Annotated in this window: 16 protein-coding genes; 5 read left to right on the top strand and 11 right to left on the bottom strand. The window is 54.8% G+C overall.

Annotated elements, in window-relative coordinates:
* Positions 1-140: 140 nt before the first annotated feature.
* Genes VHE34_RS11600 through VHE34_RS11580 form a run of 5 tightly spaced genes read right to left on the bottom strand, consistent with a single transcriptional unit; the run spans position 141 to position 4907 of the window.
* Positions 141-563, bottom strand: coding sequence for a hypothetical protein (locus VHE34_RS11600; RefSeq protein ID WP_325587963.1), 423 nt, complete (start codon positions 561-563; stop codon positions 141-143).
* Positions 560-1066, bottom strand: a complete 507-nt coding sequence (locus VHE34_RS11595) for a hypothetical protein (RefSeq protein WP_325587961.1) — start codon at positions 1064-1066, stop codon at positions 560-562. Before VHE34_RS11595 ends, VHE34_RS11600 begins: the two co-directional genes overlap by 4 nt.
* Before the next feature lie 17 nt (positions 1067-1083).
* Entirely contained in the window at positions 1084-2397 is a 1314-nt protein-coding gene (locus tag VHE34_RS11590; RefSeq protein ID WP_325587959.1) for a gluconate:H+ symporter, read from the bottom strand.
* Between the two features lie 51 nt (positions 2398-2448).
* On the bottom strand, positions 2449-4167 hold the full coding sequence (locus VHE34_RS11585; protein WP_325587957.1) for an IlvD/Edd family dehydratase: 1719 nt from the start codon (positions 4165-4167) through the stop codon (positions 2449-2451).
* A 44-nt stretch (positions 4168-4211) separates the two neighbouring features.
* Positions 4212-4907, bottom strand: coding sequence for a hypothetical protein (locus VHE34_RS11580; protein WP_325587955.1), 696 nt, complete (start codon positions 4905-4907; stop codon positions 4212-4214).
* 163 nt (positions 4908-5070) lie between these two features.
* Between VHE34_RS11580 and VHE34_RS11575 the strand changes: the two genes are divergently transcribed.
* Together VHE34_RS11575 and VHE34_RS11570 are read left to right on the top strand one after the other, a co-directional pair.
* Positions 5071-5856 (top strand): NIPSNAP family protein, encoded by a 786-nt coding sequence (locus VHE34_RS11575; protein WP_325587953.1) that lies wholly within the window; start codon positions 5071-5073, stop codon positions 5854-5856.
* Between the two features lie 183 nt (positions 5857-6039).
* Entirely contained in the window at positions 6040-6633 is a 594-nt protein-coding gene (locus tag VHE34_RS11570) for a hypothetical protein (RefSeq protein WP_325587951.1), read from the top strand.
* A gap of 310 nt (positions 6634-6943) precedes the next feature.
* Here VHE34_RS11570 and VHE34_RS11565 read toward each other — a convergent pair whose 3' ends face one another.
* The 4 genes from VHE34_RS11565 to VHE34_RS11550 all read right to left on the bottom strand — a co-directional run bounded on the left by VHE34_RS11565 (position 6944) and on the right by VHE34_RS11550 (position 9066).
* Complete coding sequence (locus VHE34_RS11565) at positions 6944-7564, bottom strand: SprT-like domain-containing protein (RefSeq protein WP_325587949.1); 621 nt, start codon at positions 7562-7564, stop codon at positions 6944-6946.
* The gene (locus VHE34_RS11560) at positions 7557-7964 is read right to left on the bottom strand and encodes a hypothetical protein (protein ID WP_325587947.1); all 408 of its coding nucleotides are present in this window, start codon (positions 7962-7964) and stop codon (positions 7557-7559) included. Before VHE34_RS11560 ends, VHE34_RS11565 begins: the two co-directional genes overlap by 8 nt.
* A gap of 230 nt (positions 7965-8194) precedes the next feature.
* The gene (locus VHE34_RS11555) at positions 8195-8659 is read right to left on the bottom strand and encodes a polymer-forming cytoskeletal protein (protein WP_325587945.1); all 465 of its coding nucleotides are present in this window, start codon (positions 8657-8659) and stop codon (positions 8195-8197) included.
* Between the two features lie 11 nt (positions 8660-8670).
* Positions 8671-9066 carry a hypothetical protein gene (locus VHE34_RS11550; RefSeq protein ID WP_325587943.1) on the bottom strand — a complete coding sequence of 132 codons (396 nt, stop codon included), beginning with the start codon at positions 9064-9066 and terminating at the stop codon, positions 8671-8673.
* Positions 9067-9189: 123 nt separating this feature from the next.
* On the opposite strand from VHE34_RS11550, the gene VHE34_RS11545 reads away from it, so the two are divergent.
* Both VHE34_RS11545 and VHE34_RS11540 read left to right on the top strand, forming a co-directional pair.
* A complete protein-coding gene (locus VHE34_RS11545; protein WP_325587941.1) occupies positions 9190-12378 on the top strand; it encodes a tetratricopeptide repeat protein in 3189 nt (1062 codons plus the stop codon).
* 58 nt (positions 12379-12436) lie between these two features.
* A complete protein-coding gene (locus VHE34_RS11540) occupies positions 12437-14854 on the top strand; it encodes a penicillin-binding protein 1A (RefSeq protein ID WP_325587939.1) in 2418 nt (805 codons plus the stop codon).
* Between the two features lie 39 nt (positions 14855-14893).
* Here VHE34_RS11540 and VHE34_RS11535 read toward each other — a convergent pair whose 3' ends face one another.
* Positions 14894-15376: a DNA starvation/stationary phase protection protein gene (locus VHE34_RS11535; RefSeq protein ID WP_325587937.1), complete on the bottom strand. Its 483-nt coding sequence runs from the start codon at positions 15374-15376 to the stop codon at positions 14894-14896.
* Between the two features lie 220 nt (positions 15377-15596).
* Here VHE34_RS11535 and VHE34_RS11530 point away from each other — a divergent pair, with 220 nt between their 5' ends.
* Positions 15597-16094, top strand: a complete 498-nt coding sequence (locus tag VHE34_RS11530; RefSeq protein WP_325587935.1) for a hypothetical protein — start codon at positions 15597-15599, stop codon at positions 16092-16094.
* A 1-nt stretch (position 16095) separates the two neighbouring features.
* Here the strand turns inward: VHE34_RS11530 and VHE34_RS11525 are convergent, their stop codons facing one another.
* The gene (locus VHE34_RS11525; protein WP_325587933.1) at positions 16096-16569 is read right to left on the bottom strand and encodes a septal ring lytic transglycosylase RlpA family protein; all 474 of its coding nucleotides are present in this window, start codon (positions 16567-16569) and stop codon (positions 16096-16098) included.
* Positions 16570-16573 lie beyond the last annotated feature (4 nt).

Genomic DNA, 16573 nt, shown 5'->3' with positions numbered 1-16573 from the left:
GAATAAGTTTATGTTTGGACAAAACATCACCGGCCTACCCACCGGACTTTAGATTCGGTAAGAGAAAATGGCGGTGATGATGATGTCTGCTGTTATTCATTGCGGCCCAAAATTAATGGCCAAACCCCAATGTCCAAAATTTATTTTTGCGCCGCATGCCGGTATTGAATAAAATAATAAATGGCCAGGATCAAAAATATCTTCGCCAGCACAAAGACGACAAGGAACAAGGTACGCCAAATCCTATGCACCCGGATATATTCCGAAGTCTCCTTCGCCGCAACAAACTCGGTCCGGTCCCCACGGCCCACCCGTCGCCGGGACTCGGGAATAGCCGGCAATTCCCGCAGCCGGTCCTCGATCCGCTTGCGGACCTCCGCCGGCGGCGGCACCTCATGATCTATCGAGAACAACTCTAAATGATATTCAAAATCCCGTAACGCCTCCTTCAATTCGGGGTAATGCGGCAACAACTCCTCGAATTCGTCCACCTCCCGCTGCGTGGCCAAACCCAAGGCATAACTCTCGACAATGCCGCTCTGAAGATATAGTTCGATATTCACCCCAAGCTTTTTCTGATCATTCCGAGACACTCCCGAAGCAATTGGCTGACATAAGCCAGATCCTTACCGGACCGTTGCGCTAATTCCTCCTTGCTCCGCCCATAAAGGAACACCTCCCGGAACACCCATTGATGCTCGGGCGGCGCGTCCTCCAGCAACGAAAAATAGGAAACCGCCGTCCCGGGGCCTCTGCCAATAATAGCCCCGGTCGTCGTCTTACCGGCCACATCCCCCCTTTTTCGGAGATGCTCCAGGATCATCTTCCTGGACTCGATCTGCAACCAGCAATACACGCTGAGTGAACTGTCGAACGCCTCGTTCAACTGAGGCGTCAGCCGGACGAAGATATCCACCAGCAATGTCCCCGCTTCCGCTTCGGGCACAAACTGCAGGATATAGCTGTACAACATCCCGCTATACCGTGAATACAACATTTCACCCGCCGGCCGCCCGTCGCTATAAAGCTCGTTCCTGAGCAGGTCCTTCGTGATCGTTTTCTCCAAAAATGCCGGTTTTACTACTAAATTAAACAATTTAATAATAAAACCCCGGCCAGCCCCACCAACGCAACAATGGTCTCCATCAGCGACCAGCTTCGTATCGTATCCTTTATCGACAGGTTGAAGTATTCCTTGAACATCCAAAAACCACCGTCATTGACATGCGAGAAGAACAGGCTCCCGGCCCCGATGGACAGGACCATCAGGTTGGGATCGACATGCAACCTCGTCATCAACGGCAGGATGATCCCCGCCGCAGTCAACCCCGCCACCGTAGCCGATCCCAGGCATACCCGGATGATGGCCGCGATCAGCCACCCAAGCACCAGCGGATGTACCGGCCATGTTTGCAGGATGGTCGCGATCTCCTTGCTGACCCCGCTGGCGGAGAACACTTCCTTCAGGGCGCCCGCACCCGCAATGATGAGCAGGATCATCGCGATATCCTTCACCGCTCCCTCATAGATCCGCATTACGGCCGTCAGCTTCATCCCCCGGCGAACGCCCAGCAACCAGGTGGCCAGCCCGACAGCCATCAGCAGGATCACCGAGGCATCATTGAAAAAGCCCAACACCGCCTGCCCGCCCGCCGGCAAGTCCGTCTTTTGAGAAAGCACGGTCGTCAGCATCAGCAGGGCCACCGGCAACAAGGCGCAAAGCAGGCTATGCCCGATCCCCGGCAATTGATCCTCCGGCTTCTCGGTGGCCACCAGCCCCTCCAATGGCCGGGCCACGATATGCTTCAAGGTCCGCGAATAGAAAAGCCCCGCCACGATGATCGCCGGCACCGCAATCACCATCCCGAACATCAACGTCTTTCCCATATTGGCATGGAACATTCCCACCAACGCCGATGGCGCGGGATGCGGCGGCAAAAATCCATGCGTCACCGACAACGACGCCAGCATCGGCAACCCGATGTAAATGGCAGGAAGCTTGTACTTATACACGACCGAAAAGATCAACGGCACCATCAGCACGAACCCGACATTGTAGAACAGCGGGATGCCGATAATAAAACCCGTCACCATCAACGCCCACTGGATATATTTCTCGCCAAATGCATTCATCATCGTCGTGGCGATCCGCTGCGCCGCACCGCTCTCCGCCACCATCTTCCCCAACATGGCGCCCAGCACGATGACGATCGCCAGCTGACCCAGCGTATCCCCAATCCCCTTGTACACAGCACCCGTGATCTTATCAAAAGGAATACCCAGCAACAATCCCGTAAGAATAGAAACCACCAAAAAGCTTAAAAAAGCGTTGACCTTCCCCCACGTAATCAGCAAGACCAAAAGGAGAATACCAAAAAGAACAAGCAGTAAATGCATAAGCGAGTTTTATGATGGGCCTTCGGCCGGCGGACCCTTGGTCCGCCATGGTTAATGACTATCCCGGCTCACCTCCGAGCCCGAACCGCCGCGCAGAAAATCCAGGTCGGCCCCCTCATGGGCCTGTAAAACATGCTTGTGATAAAGTTGGACATACCCCCGCCCCGTCCCCGGCACCGCAGGCGCCACCCATCCCCGGCGCCGCCGCTCCAGCTCGTCATCAGACACATCGAGATGCAGCCGCCTGCCCTCCACATCCAGCTCGATCCAATCCCCATTCTCCACAAGCGCCAGCACCCCGCCGATAGCGGATTCCGGCGAAACATGCAACACCACGGTCCCATACGCGGTCCCGCTCATTCGCCCGTCCGATATCCGCACCATATCGGTCACGCCCTGCTCGAGCAGCTTCTTCGGCAACGCCATATTTCCCACCTCCGGCATCCCCGGATACCCCACCGGCCCCACATTCTTCAACACCATGACCGAACTGGCGTCTATCTCCAGCGCAGCATCGTCGATCCTTCGATGATAGTCCTCGATATTTTCGAACACGACGGCTCTCCCCCGGTGCTGCATCAACGCCGGCGTCGCCGCCGAAGGCTTGATCACCGCACCATTGAGGGCAAGATTCCCGCGAACCACCGCGATCCCCGCATGATCGATCAGCGGCTCGTCATACGCCGCAATCACCTCCCGGTTATAACAGGTCTCCCGACCCTTCACATTCTCCCCATGCGTCCGGCCATTCACGGTCAGGGCGCCCATATCCAACTGTTCCCGCAACTCGTTCAGGATCACCGGCAGCCCCCCCGCATAATAGAAATCCTCCATGAGGAACTTACCGGAAGGCATCAGGTTCAACAACAAAGGAATGCCGCTGCCCAGCCGGTCGAAGTCCGCCAGCTCCAGCGGCACCCCGATACGGCCCGCAATAGCCGTGAGATGGATGATCAGGTTCGTACTACCCCCCACAGCCGCATTCACCTTGATGGCATTCTCAAAAGCCGTCCGGGTCAGTATCTTGCTAAGCCGAAGATCCTCCTTTACCATCTCCACGATCCGCCGCCCCGATAAATGGGCCAGCACCTTCTTCCGGCTGTCTACGGCAGGGATCGCCGCCGCCCCCGGCAGGGTCAGCCCCAGCGACTCGACCATGCACGCCATCGTCGACGCCGTGCCCATTGTCATGCAATGGCCCGCACTGCGCGACATACAGCTCTCCGCAAAAAGATAATCGGCGTCCGAAAGCTCTCCCCGCTTCCGCTCCTCGTCGAACTTCCAGACATGGGTCCCCGACCCGATATCGGTTCCCCGGAACTTCCCGTTCAACATCGGTCCGCCCGGCACGACCAGCGTCGGCAGATCGACACTCGCAGCGCCCATCAGCGTGGACGGCGTGGTTTTATCACAACCGGTCAGCAACACAACGCCGTCGACCGGGTTACCCCGGATCGATTCTTCGGCATCCATGCTCGCGAGATTACGGAACAGCATGGCCGTCGGCTTGAGTAAAGTCTCCCCAAGCGACATAATAGGAAACTCCAATGGAAATCCCCCGGCCTCATAGACGCCGCGCTTGACCACCTCGGCAATATCCCGTAAATGCGCGTTGCACGGAGTAAGTTCTGACCAGGTATTGCAAATGCCGATCACCGGCCGGCCATCAAAAAGGTCTTCGGGAAACCCCTGGTTCTTCATCCAGCTCCGGTAGATAAAGCCCATCTTATCGGTTTTCCCAAACCAATTCCGGCTTCTGAGTTCTTTCATGTGATAAATATAGGCCAAACCCGGAACAGTCCGGTCGCCCAAAGTCAATTATCAGCTTTCATATACTGTTTGTAACTGTCGTTGATGTAAACGAGGATGTCCACATTCGCCGCCTTCCGGCAGTACTCATACGAAGGCCGATACCTCCGCATGAAATCAGCCAACGAATCACCCTTCAGCTTCGTGATCTTGGTGACGTAATCTTTATTATAACGGCTGTCGACATAATAGTCCTCCTCCTCTTTCTCCAGCCGTTTCGATAACTTGATGCGCTGCTTGGCCGCGGCGGAGCTGTTCCGGAAGATATTCAACGTTACCCCAACCCCATCGGCTCCCTGGCGGTCCCTGGCCAAATGCGGGGTATTCTCATGATCATAGACCCAGGCATATTCCTTCCGTCGATCCATCGAATCCAACTGATAATTGCTGAATTCCCCGACCCGGATGGCCCTCAGCGTTTGCGCCCGTATATCCAGGTACACCGGGTAGGCCGCCGTCAGCATCGACGCCGTGATCGTGATCGTATCCGCCTTGTATCCCACCGACGAAAAGGAAACATGATCCCCCGGCAGAACCTGGATCCGGTAGCTGCCGTCCTCTTCAGACAGATCATACCGTTGCTGGGTAATATTGTGGATACTCACCGAAACAAGATACTCGGTGCTGTTCGCCTTGTAAATTTTGCCCGTAAGGAATTGTTGCCCACTCACACGCAGAAAACCCAGTACACACAGTGCCAATAGTAACGTTATATATCGCATAGGTCAGTAAGGAGTTCGCCAAGATAGGTTTATTTCCAATATTTACCCCTCCGGCCCGCTCAAGTTTTTGTTAAAGTGCCTCCCCTATTCTACATTTATGGTCGTTAAAAGGTTGACAACTAAAATATTAAATATTTCGATAATGAAAAACCTCCTAATCATCATAGCCCTGCTGCCCTTTCTTCGGGCAACCGCAACCTCCGTGCCGGCCGCCGCCAAACAGGAATTCTATTCCATCCGCATTTATTCGTTGAAGAACGCGGAACAGGAAGCAAGGGTCGATAAATACCTGCAATCCGCCCTCCTGCCGGCCCTCCACCGCCAGGGTATCGCCGATATCGGCGTATTCAAGCCCGTCGGCAACGATACCGCAGCCGTCCGCCGCATCTATGTCCTCATCCCCCTGAAAACCCTCGAACAATATACCGGCCTCCCCGCCACGCTGAATAAAGACGCACGCTACCTCTCCGATGGCGCCGACTATGTAAATGCCCCGCACGACAACCCGCCCTATATCCGCATCGAATCCATCCTCCTGCAGGCCTTCCCCGATATGCCGCACCACGCCGCGCCCGGCTCCCTGAAAGGCGCACCCGCCAACCGCATCTATGAGCTTCGCAGCTATGAAGGCCCGACCGAGAAATATTTCGAGAACAAGGTGCAGATGTTCAATGCCGGTGGTGAGATCCCGCTCTTCGACCGCCTCGGCTTCCATGCGGTCTTTTATGCCAGCGTTCTATCGGGCGCCCACATGCCCAACCTCATGTACATGACCAGCTTCGAGGATATGCCCTCCCGCGAACAACACTGGAAGGACTTCGGCGCAGACTCCGTTTGGAAGAAATTGGTGGCCGACCCGCAATACCAACACAATGTCTCGCATATCGATATTGTCTTCCTCCACCCGGCGTCCTACTCTGATCTATAGGTCCAGTTACAGGTTAACCCTTATATTTTATTACAATTTATTCAACAGGAGGCGCGTTTAATCGCGTGTTATTTTTCCGTCATATCAAATTATGCCCATCTTCGCGCTACTTACTTATTCCACTTCCTCTTCTGGTTAAGACTTAGTCCATCTTTAAGGCCCCGATGCGTAGCCCACATCGCCATGCTGTCCATCACCTCATCTCTGATCAGGGGAGACCTTATCCTCCGGCCCGTCTGCAAAGACACGGACAGGAGCATTATTCGCGAACTCTTCCGCCACGAATTCTATGGCGCCCGCGCCCAGTTGTATCCCGATGAAGGATTATGGGAGATTTATGACAGTATGGAGACACACGAGGCCTTTGGCGCCTATCTGGTATTTTATCACGATCGCCTCCTCTTCCTGCTCGAAGTACACCCGCCCGTCCAAATGGACCTCGCCCCCGATTGCCTTTCCCAACCCGGCACCATCGGCATCTATTGCTTCTACGCCTCCCCCGACGATCACCTCAATAGCATGGCCCTGCGGACCGTCATCGCCGCCCTGCTCGGCTACCGGTCCATCCGCCGCATCATCACCCGGATCAACTACGTAACACCCGCCGACCCCAGGGCACTACTCCTGGAAAAAGCCGGCTTCCGGCGCCTGGCCAAAACCCCCGACAAAGCGGCGATCTATTACTGCCTGAAACGGACCGGAGGTCCGTTGGCCGAAGGCCAGACATTAGCGCATCCCGATGGCCTTGGGCATCGCTCGCACAATATGTTTGGATAGACACACTATTGCCCCTACCACCCGCGTTATCCCCAGAGGGCCGCAGGCCCGATTACCCTACCAGAAAAGTTTTGATCATGAAGAACGCAGACAAGCCGTTTATCGGCATCATCATCGTCACCATCGCCCTGTTCTATGGTGCCGTCGCCCTGTTGAGCTAGTATAGCAAATCCGCAAAAAGTGAACGCTCGCCAGGCATATTTGCCAGGCAAGGTTCCACCTTTAGCCACGGATGACCTGTAATTCATGGGATTGAATCAAAAACGGGCATTGACCAGGGGCTCAGGGGAAAGTTTCGAACCGCAGAATCCTAAGAGGCCGGTTTGACCTCATAGATTGGACTGAAAAGATACAATTTTCCCGTGGATAGCTCGGTGCATTGATATCTTTTTCTCAATTTTTTTCCCTTCCGGAATATGCGCTTATCCTCGAGACTGAAACAGGCCCCCTCCGGGATCTGCTCCACCAACACAAGATCACCGGGATTCTCATCATATTTCTTCAGCACCCGCATCAAATTCTCGTCGGCACAGCTGCTCGCCGGGAGATTATGCAGGCTTTTCTTAAGTGCGCTCAGAATATCGGTCGGAAAGACCGCAAGCCGGATGAACTCCTCCAGCATCTTCCGGTAGATCCCCTTCCACTCCTTCCCATGTGAATTGACCCCATTCCCCCACTCCATGAACGTCTCCAGGTGCGCCAGCTCATGGATAAGCGTGATCAGGAAAGAATAGGAATTCAGGTTCCCATTGACGCTGATCCGGTGGTTGCTCGCGCGCGTAGCATGCCGGTAATCCCCCAGCACACTCTTCCGCTCCCGGGTGATGGTCAGATGGACATTATAATGGTTCAGATACTCCAGGATCAACGGCGCGGCATCCCCGGGGATCCATCGGCGCAGGTAATCAAGCGGAGCTTCTTTCTTAGACATTTTTTGGGGATTTCTTACTCAACTGCATGAGTATCTTCACTTCAAGCCAGGTGTAGACAACATACAGGCCAAAACAGCCAAAGATCGCATTGCGGCTCACCGCCGGGCCCGCCACCCAGGCATACATCAGCGTGGCTACCAAACAGGCGAACATCTTCACCAGCAGGCTCCCATACATCATCCGGACGAACGCATGTGGGTTATTATTGCGCAAAGCTTTGGTATACAAATAAAAACTAACCGCCGTCACCCCGAAAAGGAGGATATTGCCCCCCAACAGGACCCGGTAGTCTACCCGGTTCTCCGCCAGGAACGGCCGGGCTACCACAACAAAAAGAGTGAAGACCACAAATACGACCCCGATGGGCAGAAAGGACTTGTTTCCGGCTTTATTTTCCATTTTTCTTTTTCGAGCCCGCCCTGATCAGGTTGATCAGCAGGACCACTATTACCAGCAAAGGTAATAACCAGGACAGGATTGGAAAAGTTGGCTTCAGCCATCTATCCCCCCTTACCCCCAGGTACACGGATATCCCTACCGAAGCAACAACTTCGGAGGACAATCCTGCCCAACGCAGCAATTCCCTGCGCCGGTCATCGGATCGGCGCTCGTTAGCCCCTCCACCCTCATCAGGCGGGGGCAACCTCAACGTTTTTGTAATCCCGCTTTACCTCCTGGGAAGATTTTGAGGGGGAGGTGCTCGCACTCGCAGGTGCCGAGACCATTTGACAAGCGCCATTGAAATTGGCCGTGGGCTCGATCTGCAGCTTTCCGGCCTCAAGATTGCCGTTAACCGCGCTGCCGCCCTTCAGTTGAAGCAAGTCCTTCACCTTGATCGTTCCAGTTACCTTGCCCATGATATCCGCCGTCTGACCATGGATATCCCCCTGGACATTCCCATTTGCGCCGATCACGACCTTGGCAGTACAGTGGATATTCCCCACCAGGGTCCCATCGATCCGCAGATCGCCGCTGCTGGTGATATCCCCCTTCATGGTGGTTCCCGCGCCGATCAGGCTGGCGCTCGTGCTGCCGGTGGCTTTCTCGCCGCCACCCACTTCAAAAGTTTCAGATTTGTTCTTTCCGTTAAACATAAATATGGATTTTAGTCATTTATTTTCTCAGGTTTCGGGATCTTCAACGTCGTCGTGTCCAGCTTCACCGTCGTATTCCCCTGCAACACATTGCGGATACTCTCCAGGTACTGATCCTTATACCTCACCTCCTGCTCTAACGAATCTGTCCTTATTTTTAGTTCACGCAAGTCCTTGGTATTGCTCACATCTCCATACCCGGGGATATATAGCTTCAATGGGGTAAATACGATCAGCGCGACCGTAAGCCCGGTCAACAATACAAAAATCGTGCACAGAACCGTGTATACACTGAGCCGCGATAACTTAAAGGTAACCACCTCCTCATACGTGTCGTCGTTCATAACTACCAGGCGGTAGCGGTTTTGGAGGCGCTTCAGAGTGGAATTGGCATCAAATTTAGCCATATTGGATTAATTGGTACAATCTATGCCCTACCGGACCGGCAGGTCCGATAAAGATAACAAAATAAATTTCCTTAAAAAGAGTTATTGGCATTAATTGCGGACCGGTTTCTCAATTTCATCATCTTGGCTTATCGTAAGATTTTGCTGTTAGGGGTATTGGCGTGTTGTAACCTGGCTCTCCGGGCCCAGGACGGTGTTGACTATACCCTAACCAAACCAAAGAAATTCGAAAACCGCACCCTGGCCTCCGAAACCTCCAACGACGGCAAAAAGATCAAAAAGGCCCGCCGCTTCATCCAAAACACCATCACCCACTACAACTACTACTTCAACTCCAACGAGAAGATAAAAATGATCCTCGCCCGGGCCAAAGCCTCCTTCAAGGACGATTACACCCGGCTCCTCCCCTTCTACAATTACAGCCTCGACGCCACCGCCGCCCAGAAACGGGAGCTGGATTCCATTATCTATAAATGTACCATGGGCATCCTCATCCATGATACCCGGTCCGACTGGGTCGACAATCTCTACCTCCTCATCGGCAGGACCTATTACTATAAAAAGGACTTCGACTCTGCCTTCATCACCTTCCAGTTCGTCAACTGGGCCTTCGCCCCAAAGGACAAAGAGGGTAATGATCAGCCCATCGGCAGCAACTACAACAAAGAAGAAGGAACCAGCGCCGACAAGGTCGCCACCCGGGAACATCCCAACATCGGCCAGAAGGTCTTTTCCCTTCCCCCAAGCCGCAACGACGCGCTGATCTGGAAGACCCGCACCTATATCGCCAGGGATGAATTCGCCCAGGCCGCCGGCCTCATCGAGGTGTTGCTCCATGACCCGCTGTTCCCGCCCCGCCTCGAACCCAGCCTGCAGGAACTACGGGCCCTCTGGTTCTACCGGCAGAATATTGACGACAGCGCCGCCATCTACCTCGAAAAAGCCCTGCCGGCCGCCGAAGACCGCGAAGAGACCGCCCGCTGGGAATACCTCATCGGGCAGCTGTATGAAAAGACAGGCGACAGCTATCATGCAAAAACGTTCTACGAACGCGCCGTCAAGCGCACCTATAACCCCATCCTGGAGATCTATGCCCGCCTGAACGCCATCCGCCAAACCAGGGACAGCAGTGAGAATTATATCGCGCGCAATATCGCAGCCCTCGAAAAGATGGCCCACCGCGACCGCTACGATACTTACCGCGACATCATCTGGTTCACCGCGGCGCAGATGGAGCTCGAAAGGAACAACAAACCCGGCGCCGTGGCCGACCTGCGCCAATGTATAAAATACTCGGTCGGCTCCACCAACAACCAGCGAAACAAGGCCTTCCTGCAACTGGCCAATCTCTCGTTCGAAGAAAAGGACTACCGCAGCGCAAAACGCTTTTACGACAGCCTTACCCTTACCCAGGCCGATCTGGCCACCCTGGGCGACCTCAGCTCGTTGACCGATCGCAAGGCTGCCCTGGCGACGCTCGTCCGCCAGCTGGATATCATCGATCGCCAGGACAGCCTCCAGCGCATCGCAGCCTTACCACAAGCCCAACGCGATGCCTACATCCGTAAAATGGTCCGGACACTCCGCCGACAGCAGGGACTCCGGGACGAGGCCGACAGCAACTCCTTCAATAATTCGCCGCTGACAAAGAATAACGCCGTTCCCGACCTCTTCGCCGCCGGCGGCAACGCCACCGACTGGTACTTCGATAACGCCGGACTCAAGGCAAAAGGTTATTCCGACTTCAAAACAAAATGGGGGAACCGCCCCAACGTCGATAACTGGCAGGTCGCGGCTCTCGCCAGGAACAACATCGGCGCCCGCCCCGGTAACAGGACCACCCCCGATCTGTCGGACAGCGCCGCCCGCATAGCCTCGGCCACCAATACCGTGGACTTCAAGTCCCTGCTGGCAAACCTTCCCCTGACGCCGGACAAAATGAAACGGTCGATGGACTCCATCGAGGGCGCGCTCTTCGCTCTCGGCCGCACCTACCAGGATGGGATAGCCGATTACCCTTACGCGATCAACTCCTACGACAGCCTGCTGAATAAGTTCCCCGAGACCCGCCGCGGGGAGGAGACCCTGTTCAACCTCTACTATTGCTATAAGAAACTGGGCGATGAAGAGAATGCCCGGCGCATCCTCGCGCTCCTCGACCGGCAATTCCCGAAAAGCGCCTTCACCCGCCGTCTCAACAATCCCGATTCCGTCGACAACGGCGCCAACAGCGTCAAAACAAAAGCCACCCAGCAATACGAGAAGGTCTATAATGACTTTATCGAAGGCCGCTTCGAACAGGCCATCGAAGAGAAACGGGTGGCCGACAGCCTCTATGGCGACAAATACTGGACCCCGCAGCTGCTCTATATCGAATCCGTCTATTTCATCCGTTCCCGCCAGGACGCCCAGGCCCGGACCGTGCTCACCGGCATCACGACCAAATGGCCCAGGACCCCGATGGCCGCAAAGGCGACGACCCTGCTGGATGTGCTCAACCGCCGCAGGCAGATCGAAGATTACCTCACCCGCCTGCAGGTTACCCGCGCCGTTGACGACGATACGGTCGCCGTAGCGTCCCAGGTGGACACCGCAGCCCAAAATGCGGCCAATCGCCGCCCCCGGCTGGTACGCAACGACTCCAACCTGCTGATCAAAAATATCCCAGGTAACAAACCCGCCGTTGCCGCCCCCGGCGACAAGCTCAAAGCCGACACCGCCAGCCTGAACAAGATCAATATGGACGCCGGCCGCCTGGCCAACCTCCACCACCTGCAGGATTCCCTGCACGAGGCCATGCTGAAAGCCAGCGCCGACTCCCTGCAAGCCGCCATCCTGAAACGTAAGACGGACTCCATCGCCGCCGCCGTCAGGAAATTACAGGACGACAGCATCCGGTTGGCCGCAAAATTGCATAACCTCAACTCGGCATTCACCCTCACCCCAGACCAGACCCATTCGGTCGTCATGGTCATGGATAAAGTGGACCCCGTATACGTTTCGGAAGCCGCTAATGCATTCAGCCGCTACAACACCGAAATGTTCTACAGCAAGTTCTACAAGACCGAGAATGCCTCGCTCAACGATTCGTTGAAGTTGATGATCATCAGCAAGTTTGCAGGCGCGAACGAAGCCCTGGATTACATGAAGAATATGAAAGCGCTGGCCCCAAGAGAGATCGTACCCTGGCTGCCCGCCGGAAAATACAGCTTCCTGATCATCTCCAATTCCAACCTCGGGTTGCTGCTGAACAATAAGAATATGGACGCCTACCGGAAGTTCCTGCAGGCCGCCTATCCCGGAATTTTCTAGTACCTTGCGAAGCTCGGCGCCGCAGGCGCCGGCGAGATTTATTACAACAAATTCCAATATGTCGTCCAAACTCGTCCGTATTTTCTGGAAAGTGTTCTTTTATGGATTAGGAGGGTTTATCCTCTTTTTGATCCTCATCAACCTGGGCGTTTTCGGCTCCCTGCCCTCCCTCAAAGAACTGGAGAATCCTTCCATCACCCTCGCTACCGAGGTCTTCGCGGAAGACGGCACCCCCATGGGGAAATATTATAAGGACAAAGGCAATCGCAGCAACGTAGAATTCAAGGACATCTCGCCAAACGTCGTCAACGCCCTCGTAGCCACGGAAGACGAACGCTTCTACGAACACTCCGGGATCGACGGCTTTTCCGTCATGCGCGCTGTTCTGAAGCTCGGCAGGGACGGCGGCGGCAGCACCATCACCCAACAGCTCGCAAAGAACCTCCTCGACCAGGGCTCCCGGAATTTCGTCCGCCGGTTCATCGAAAAGCTGAAGGAATGGATCATCGCCATCAAACTCGAACGCAACTTCACCAAGCAGGAACTCCTCGCCCTTTATCTCAATGAAGTCCCCTTCGGCGACAACGTCTACGGCATCCGCAACGCTTCCCGCACCTTCTTCCAGAAGGAACCCGACCGGCTTTCCGTCGACGAAGCCGCCGTTCTCATCGGGATGCTCAAAGGCAACACCCTGTACAATCCGCGCAAGAATCCCAAAATGGCCATCGAACGACGCAATACCGTCATCAACCAGATGGTCAAGAACAAATACCTGAACGAAGCCGAGGCCGCAAAGCTCAAGACAAAACCCATCGATCTCAGTAACTATAAAAAGGTGGATGAGAACAATGGGCTCTCCCCCTATTTCAGGGACGTGCTCCGCTCCGACCTCCAAAAATGGTGCAAGCTCCACAAAAATCCCGCCACCGGCGAACCCTATAACCTGTACACCGACGGACTCAAGGTCTATACCACCATCAACCCCCGCATGCAGATCTATGCCGATGAAGCGGTGGCCAAACAGTTGCCCATCCTGCAACGCAACCTCAGCGCGCAGTACGATGTCCGCAAAGGCCTGATCTGGAAAGACCACCAGAACATCCTCGAAGCCGCCATGCGCAACAGCGACCGCTGGCACAACCTCGAGGACGACGGTCTCACCGATGCGGCGATCCGCAAGACCTTCAATCAACCCGTCCCGATGAAGGTCTTCGCCTGGAACAGCAAACGCGAAAAGGATACGGTAATGACCCCGCTCGACTCGATCAAATATCACCAGTCGATGCTGCAGACGGCCTTCATGGTCATGGATCCCGTCACCGGCGCCGTAAAAGCCTGGGTCGGCGGTATCGACTTCAAGACCTACAAATTCGATCACGTCAACATCAATACCAAGCGTCAGGTAGGCAGCTCGATAAAACCCTTCCTCTACAGCCTCGGCATCGAAGACTTCAACTTCACACCCGAGACCGAATGCCAGACCAGCCAGCAGTATTTCCCCGGGTTTGGCTACGTCCCCGCCCGTCCCGACAAGCACGAAGGCGGCACCATGACAATGGCCTCCGGCCTCGCCTGGTCTATAAATGGAGTGGCCGCATACATTATGAAGACGGTGGGGCCCAAACGCTTCGCCGAATACATAAAGCAGATCGGCATCCCCACAAAGATTGACCCCTATCCTTCCATGGCCCTCGGCACCTGCGATCTCTCACTGTATGAAATGATGTGGGGATACACCATGTTCCCCAGCGGCGGCTACAGCACCAAACCTTTTTATATCTCCCGCATCGAGGACAAGAACGGGAACGTCCTCGACCGCTTCGACACCGAACGCAAGGAGGTCATCAGCCAGGGCACGGCCTATACCATGGCCCGCATGATGCAGGGCCCGGTCGACTTCGGCACAGCCGCCGGTCTCCGCACCCGCCTCGGCATCTCCGAAATGGGCGGCAAGACCGGCACCACCAACGATAACGCCGACGCCTGGTTCATGGGCTATACCCCCCAGTTGATGGCAGGTTCCTGGATCGGCTGCGACGACCGCTTCATCCATCTCGAAGGCGGCCTCGGCTACGGCGCACAGGCCGCAAGACCCATCTGGGAATACTTCTTCGCAAAAGTCCTCGCCGACCGCACCCTCGGCATCGATCGCCAGGCCAAATTCATCCAGCCCGAGAACGTCCGCAAGGAAATGATGTATGACTACATGCAGATCGAAAAGACGGCTCCCCCCGGCGCCGAAGGCGGCAACCAGGGTAACGGCAAACCCAACCAATACATCGACACCAGCCCACCCACCGTCCCCGTAGACTCCAGGCTCTCGCCCGAAGAACAGAAGATCCTCCAGGAAGCCAATCGCACCAGCAAGGAGGGCTCCGTCCGCATCACCGTCACCGACGCCGACAAAAAGCCCCAGGAGCCACCCAAAAAGAAAGGCTTCTTCAAAAGACTCTTTGGTAAAAAAGACAAGGAATAACAAAACGCCCCAGGGACCTCAGACCCGGGGCGTTCCCATTTATTTCACCTTCGTCAGATGCGCCCTTAGCATCCACGCCATCTTCTCATGCTCCTCCATTAACCCCGTGATAAAATCACTCGTCCCCGCATCCCCATAATCATTGGCGAACTTGTTGATATTCTCCCTGAGGAAAATGATGATGTTCTCATGATCCGTCAAAAGCTCCTTGATAAAACCAAGGCTGTCATTCCGTTCACCCAGCTTCTCCGTCAGATGAGTAAGCGAAAGAAAACTCTGCAGCGTAGCAGGCGCATAATGTCCCAGCTGACGGATCCGCTCCGCAACACTGTCCATCGTTTCGTCCAGCGCCTCATACTGCTGTTCGAAAAAGATATGCATGGAGTGAAAGTCCGGGCCTTCCACATTCCAATGCGCATTCCGCGTCTTGGTATAAAGAAGGAACTCGTCTGCCAGTAATTTGCTCAATTGCGCTGCAACCGCCTGAAGATTTGCCGGTGTGATGCCAATGCTTGCGTTCATAATATGTGTTTTTTAGATTTTTAATGTGCCTATGTGTTACAACCGAACAACAAACCGTCCGGAAGCGAACAGTTTCAAATGTGATAAAAACGTTAATGCCACTCACAATCAACCCCTTACACCCTGTAACATTTTTGGCATCCCGTTAGTCTTATAAAGTACAGCTAGCTACCAGGAAAGATCGAAACAGTTAAAACACCAAACAATCAAAGTCAAAGTAATGAAATCGAAGATTCGCAAACACCATAACAGGCCCATTAGCCTCGTTTGCAAACGTTTATCCATCGCCGTTATACTTTTTATAACAGTCATCGGCGCCCACGCAAATCCGCTTTCCCGCCACGAGGAACCCTCATTCAACGGCATCAACCATTTCCGCCGCCAGTTCCCCCAGGCAACCGAAGTGAATTACAAAGTTAAGGGACAATTCACAGAAGTGGATTTTATCTGGAACGGCCTGCAACTACAGGCATTCTACGACCTGCAAGGCAACCCCCTGGCCACCGCCCGGACCATAGGTAAGAACAATCTGCCCGTAAATGTTCAGCTGAATCTGGAAAAAAGTTATCCCAACGGGGTCATTACCGCCGCCATCGAATATACCGATGTGAACGACGGCCTCAGCTACTACGTCACCGTAGCCGGCCCCAAAACAGACTGGCTCCTGCATGTGTCGACTAGCGGGGACATCAGTGTTTTCAAGAAAATGAAGCATTAATTTAATCCTGCCCGGGCTGCCGGACCGCCATCTCTTCCTCGGCGTCCGGCGGCCTTTCCTTACCCAGCACATCGATCCGCACCCGCGTAAGGCCCCGGCCGGCATATCCCAACCGCGCAGCCGCCGCCCGGCTCAGATCGATAAGCCGCTTGTTCCGCGGATGCATCTTGTCGTTGATCCGAACGACCACCGTCCGGTGATTTCGAAGATTGGTCACCCGCACCCAGGTATGCATGGGAAGCGTATTACTGGCCCCGGTGAACTTCTCCTGTGAAAAGATCTCATCCGTATAGGTCTTCCGACCTTCAAACTTGTCCGCGTAAAAACTGGCAACGCCATATTGAACCGTCGAAGCAACCGGCTTGTGATGATGACTTTTTTTGGCGCCTGGAGGAATGGAGTCCCGAATAGGCCTCTCGTCGCGGGCATAGACCGCCACAGGCAATAATAGATAGGCGAGTAATCGGGTTTTCATAATT

This window comes from Puia sp., from assembly GCF_035546395.1.
Lineage (GTDB): Bacteria > Bacteroidota > Bacteroidia > Chitinophagales > Chitinophagaceae > Puia.
The sequence above is the reverse complement of the archived record's forward strand: the minus strand, read 5'-3'. Positions and strand labels throughout refer to the sequence as shown.

What these genes read in the sequence shown, in the direction of transcription:
- VHE34_RS11550 (WP_325587943.1), bottom strand. Translation starts at nt 9,066, where the DNA reads ATGGCTAAATTTGATGCCAATTCCACTCTGAAGCGCCTCCAAAACCGC.
- VHE34_RS11525 (WP_325587933.1), bottom strand. Translation starts at nt 16,569, where the DNA reads ATGAAAACCCGATTACTCGCCTATCTATTATTGCCTGTGGCGGTCTAT.
- VHE34_RS11565 (WP_325587949.1), bottom strand. Translation starts at nt 7,564, where the DNA reads ATGTCTAAGAAAGAAGCTCCGCTTGATTACCTGCGCCGATGGATCCCC.
- VHE34_RS11540 (WP_325587939.1), top strand. Translation starts at nt 12,437, where the DNA reads ATGTCGTCCAAACTCGTCCGTATTTTCTGGAAAGTGTTCTTTTATGGA.
- VHE34_RS11555 (WP_325587945.1), bottom strand. Translation starts at nt 8,659, where the DNA reads ATGTTTAACGGAAAGAACAAATCTGAAACTTTTGAAGTGGGTGGCGGC.
- VHE34_RS11560 (WP_325587947.1), bottom strand. Translation starts at nt 7,964, where the DNA reads ATGGAAAATAAAGCCGGAAACAAGTCCTTTCTGCCCATCGGGGTCGTA.
- VHE34_RS11530 (WP_325587935.1), top strand. Translation starts at nt 15,597, where the DNA reads ATGAAATCGAAGATTCGCAAACACCATAACAGGCCCATTAGCCTCGTT.
- VHE34_RS11535 (WP_325587937.1), bottom strand. Translation starts at nt 15,376, where the DNA reads ATGAACGCAAGCATTGGCATCACACCGGCAAATCTTCAGGCGGTTGCA.
- VHE34_RS11575 (WP_325587953.1), top strand. Translation starts at nt 5,071, where the DNA reads ATGAAAAACCTCCTAATCATCATAGCCCTGCTGCCCTTTCTTCGGGCA.
- VHE34_RS11590 (WP_325587959.1), bottom strand. Translation starts at nt 2,397, where the DNA reads ATGCATTTACTGCTTGTTCTTTTTGGTATTCTCCTTTTGGTCTTGCTG.
- VHE34_RS11570 (WP_325587951.1), top strand. Translation starts at nt 6,040, where the DNA reads ATGCTGTCCATCACCTCATCTCTGATCAGGGGAGACCTTATCCTCCGG.
- VHE34_RS11585 (WP_325587957.1), bottom strand. Translation starts at nt 4,167, where the DNA reads ATGAAAGAACTCAGAAGCCGGAATTGGTTTGGGAAAACCGATAAGATG.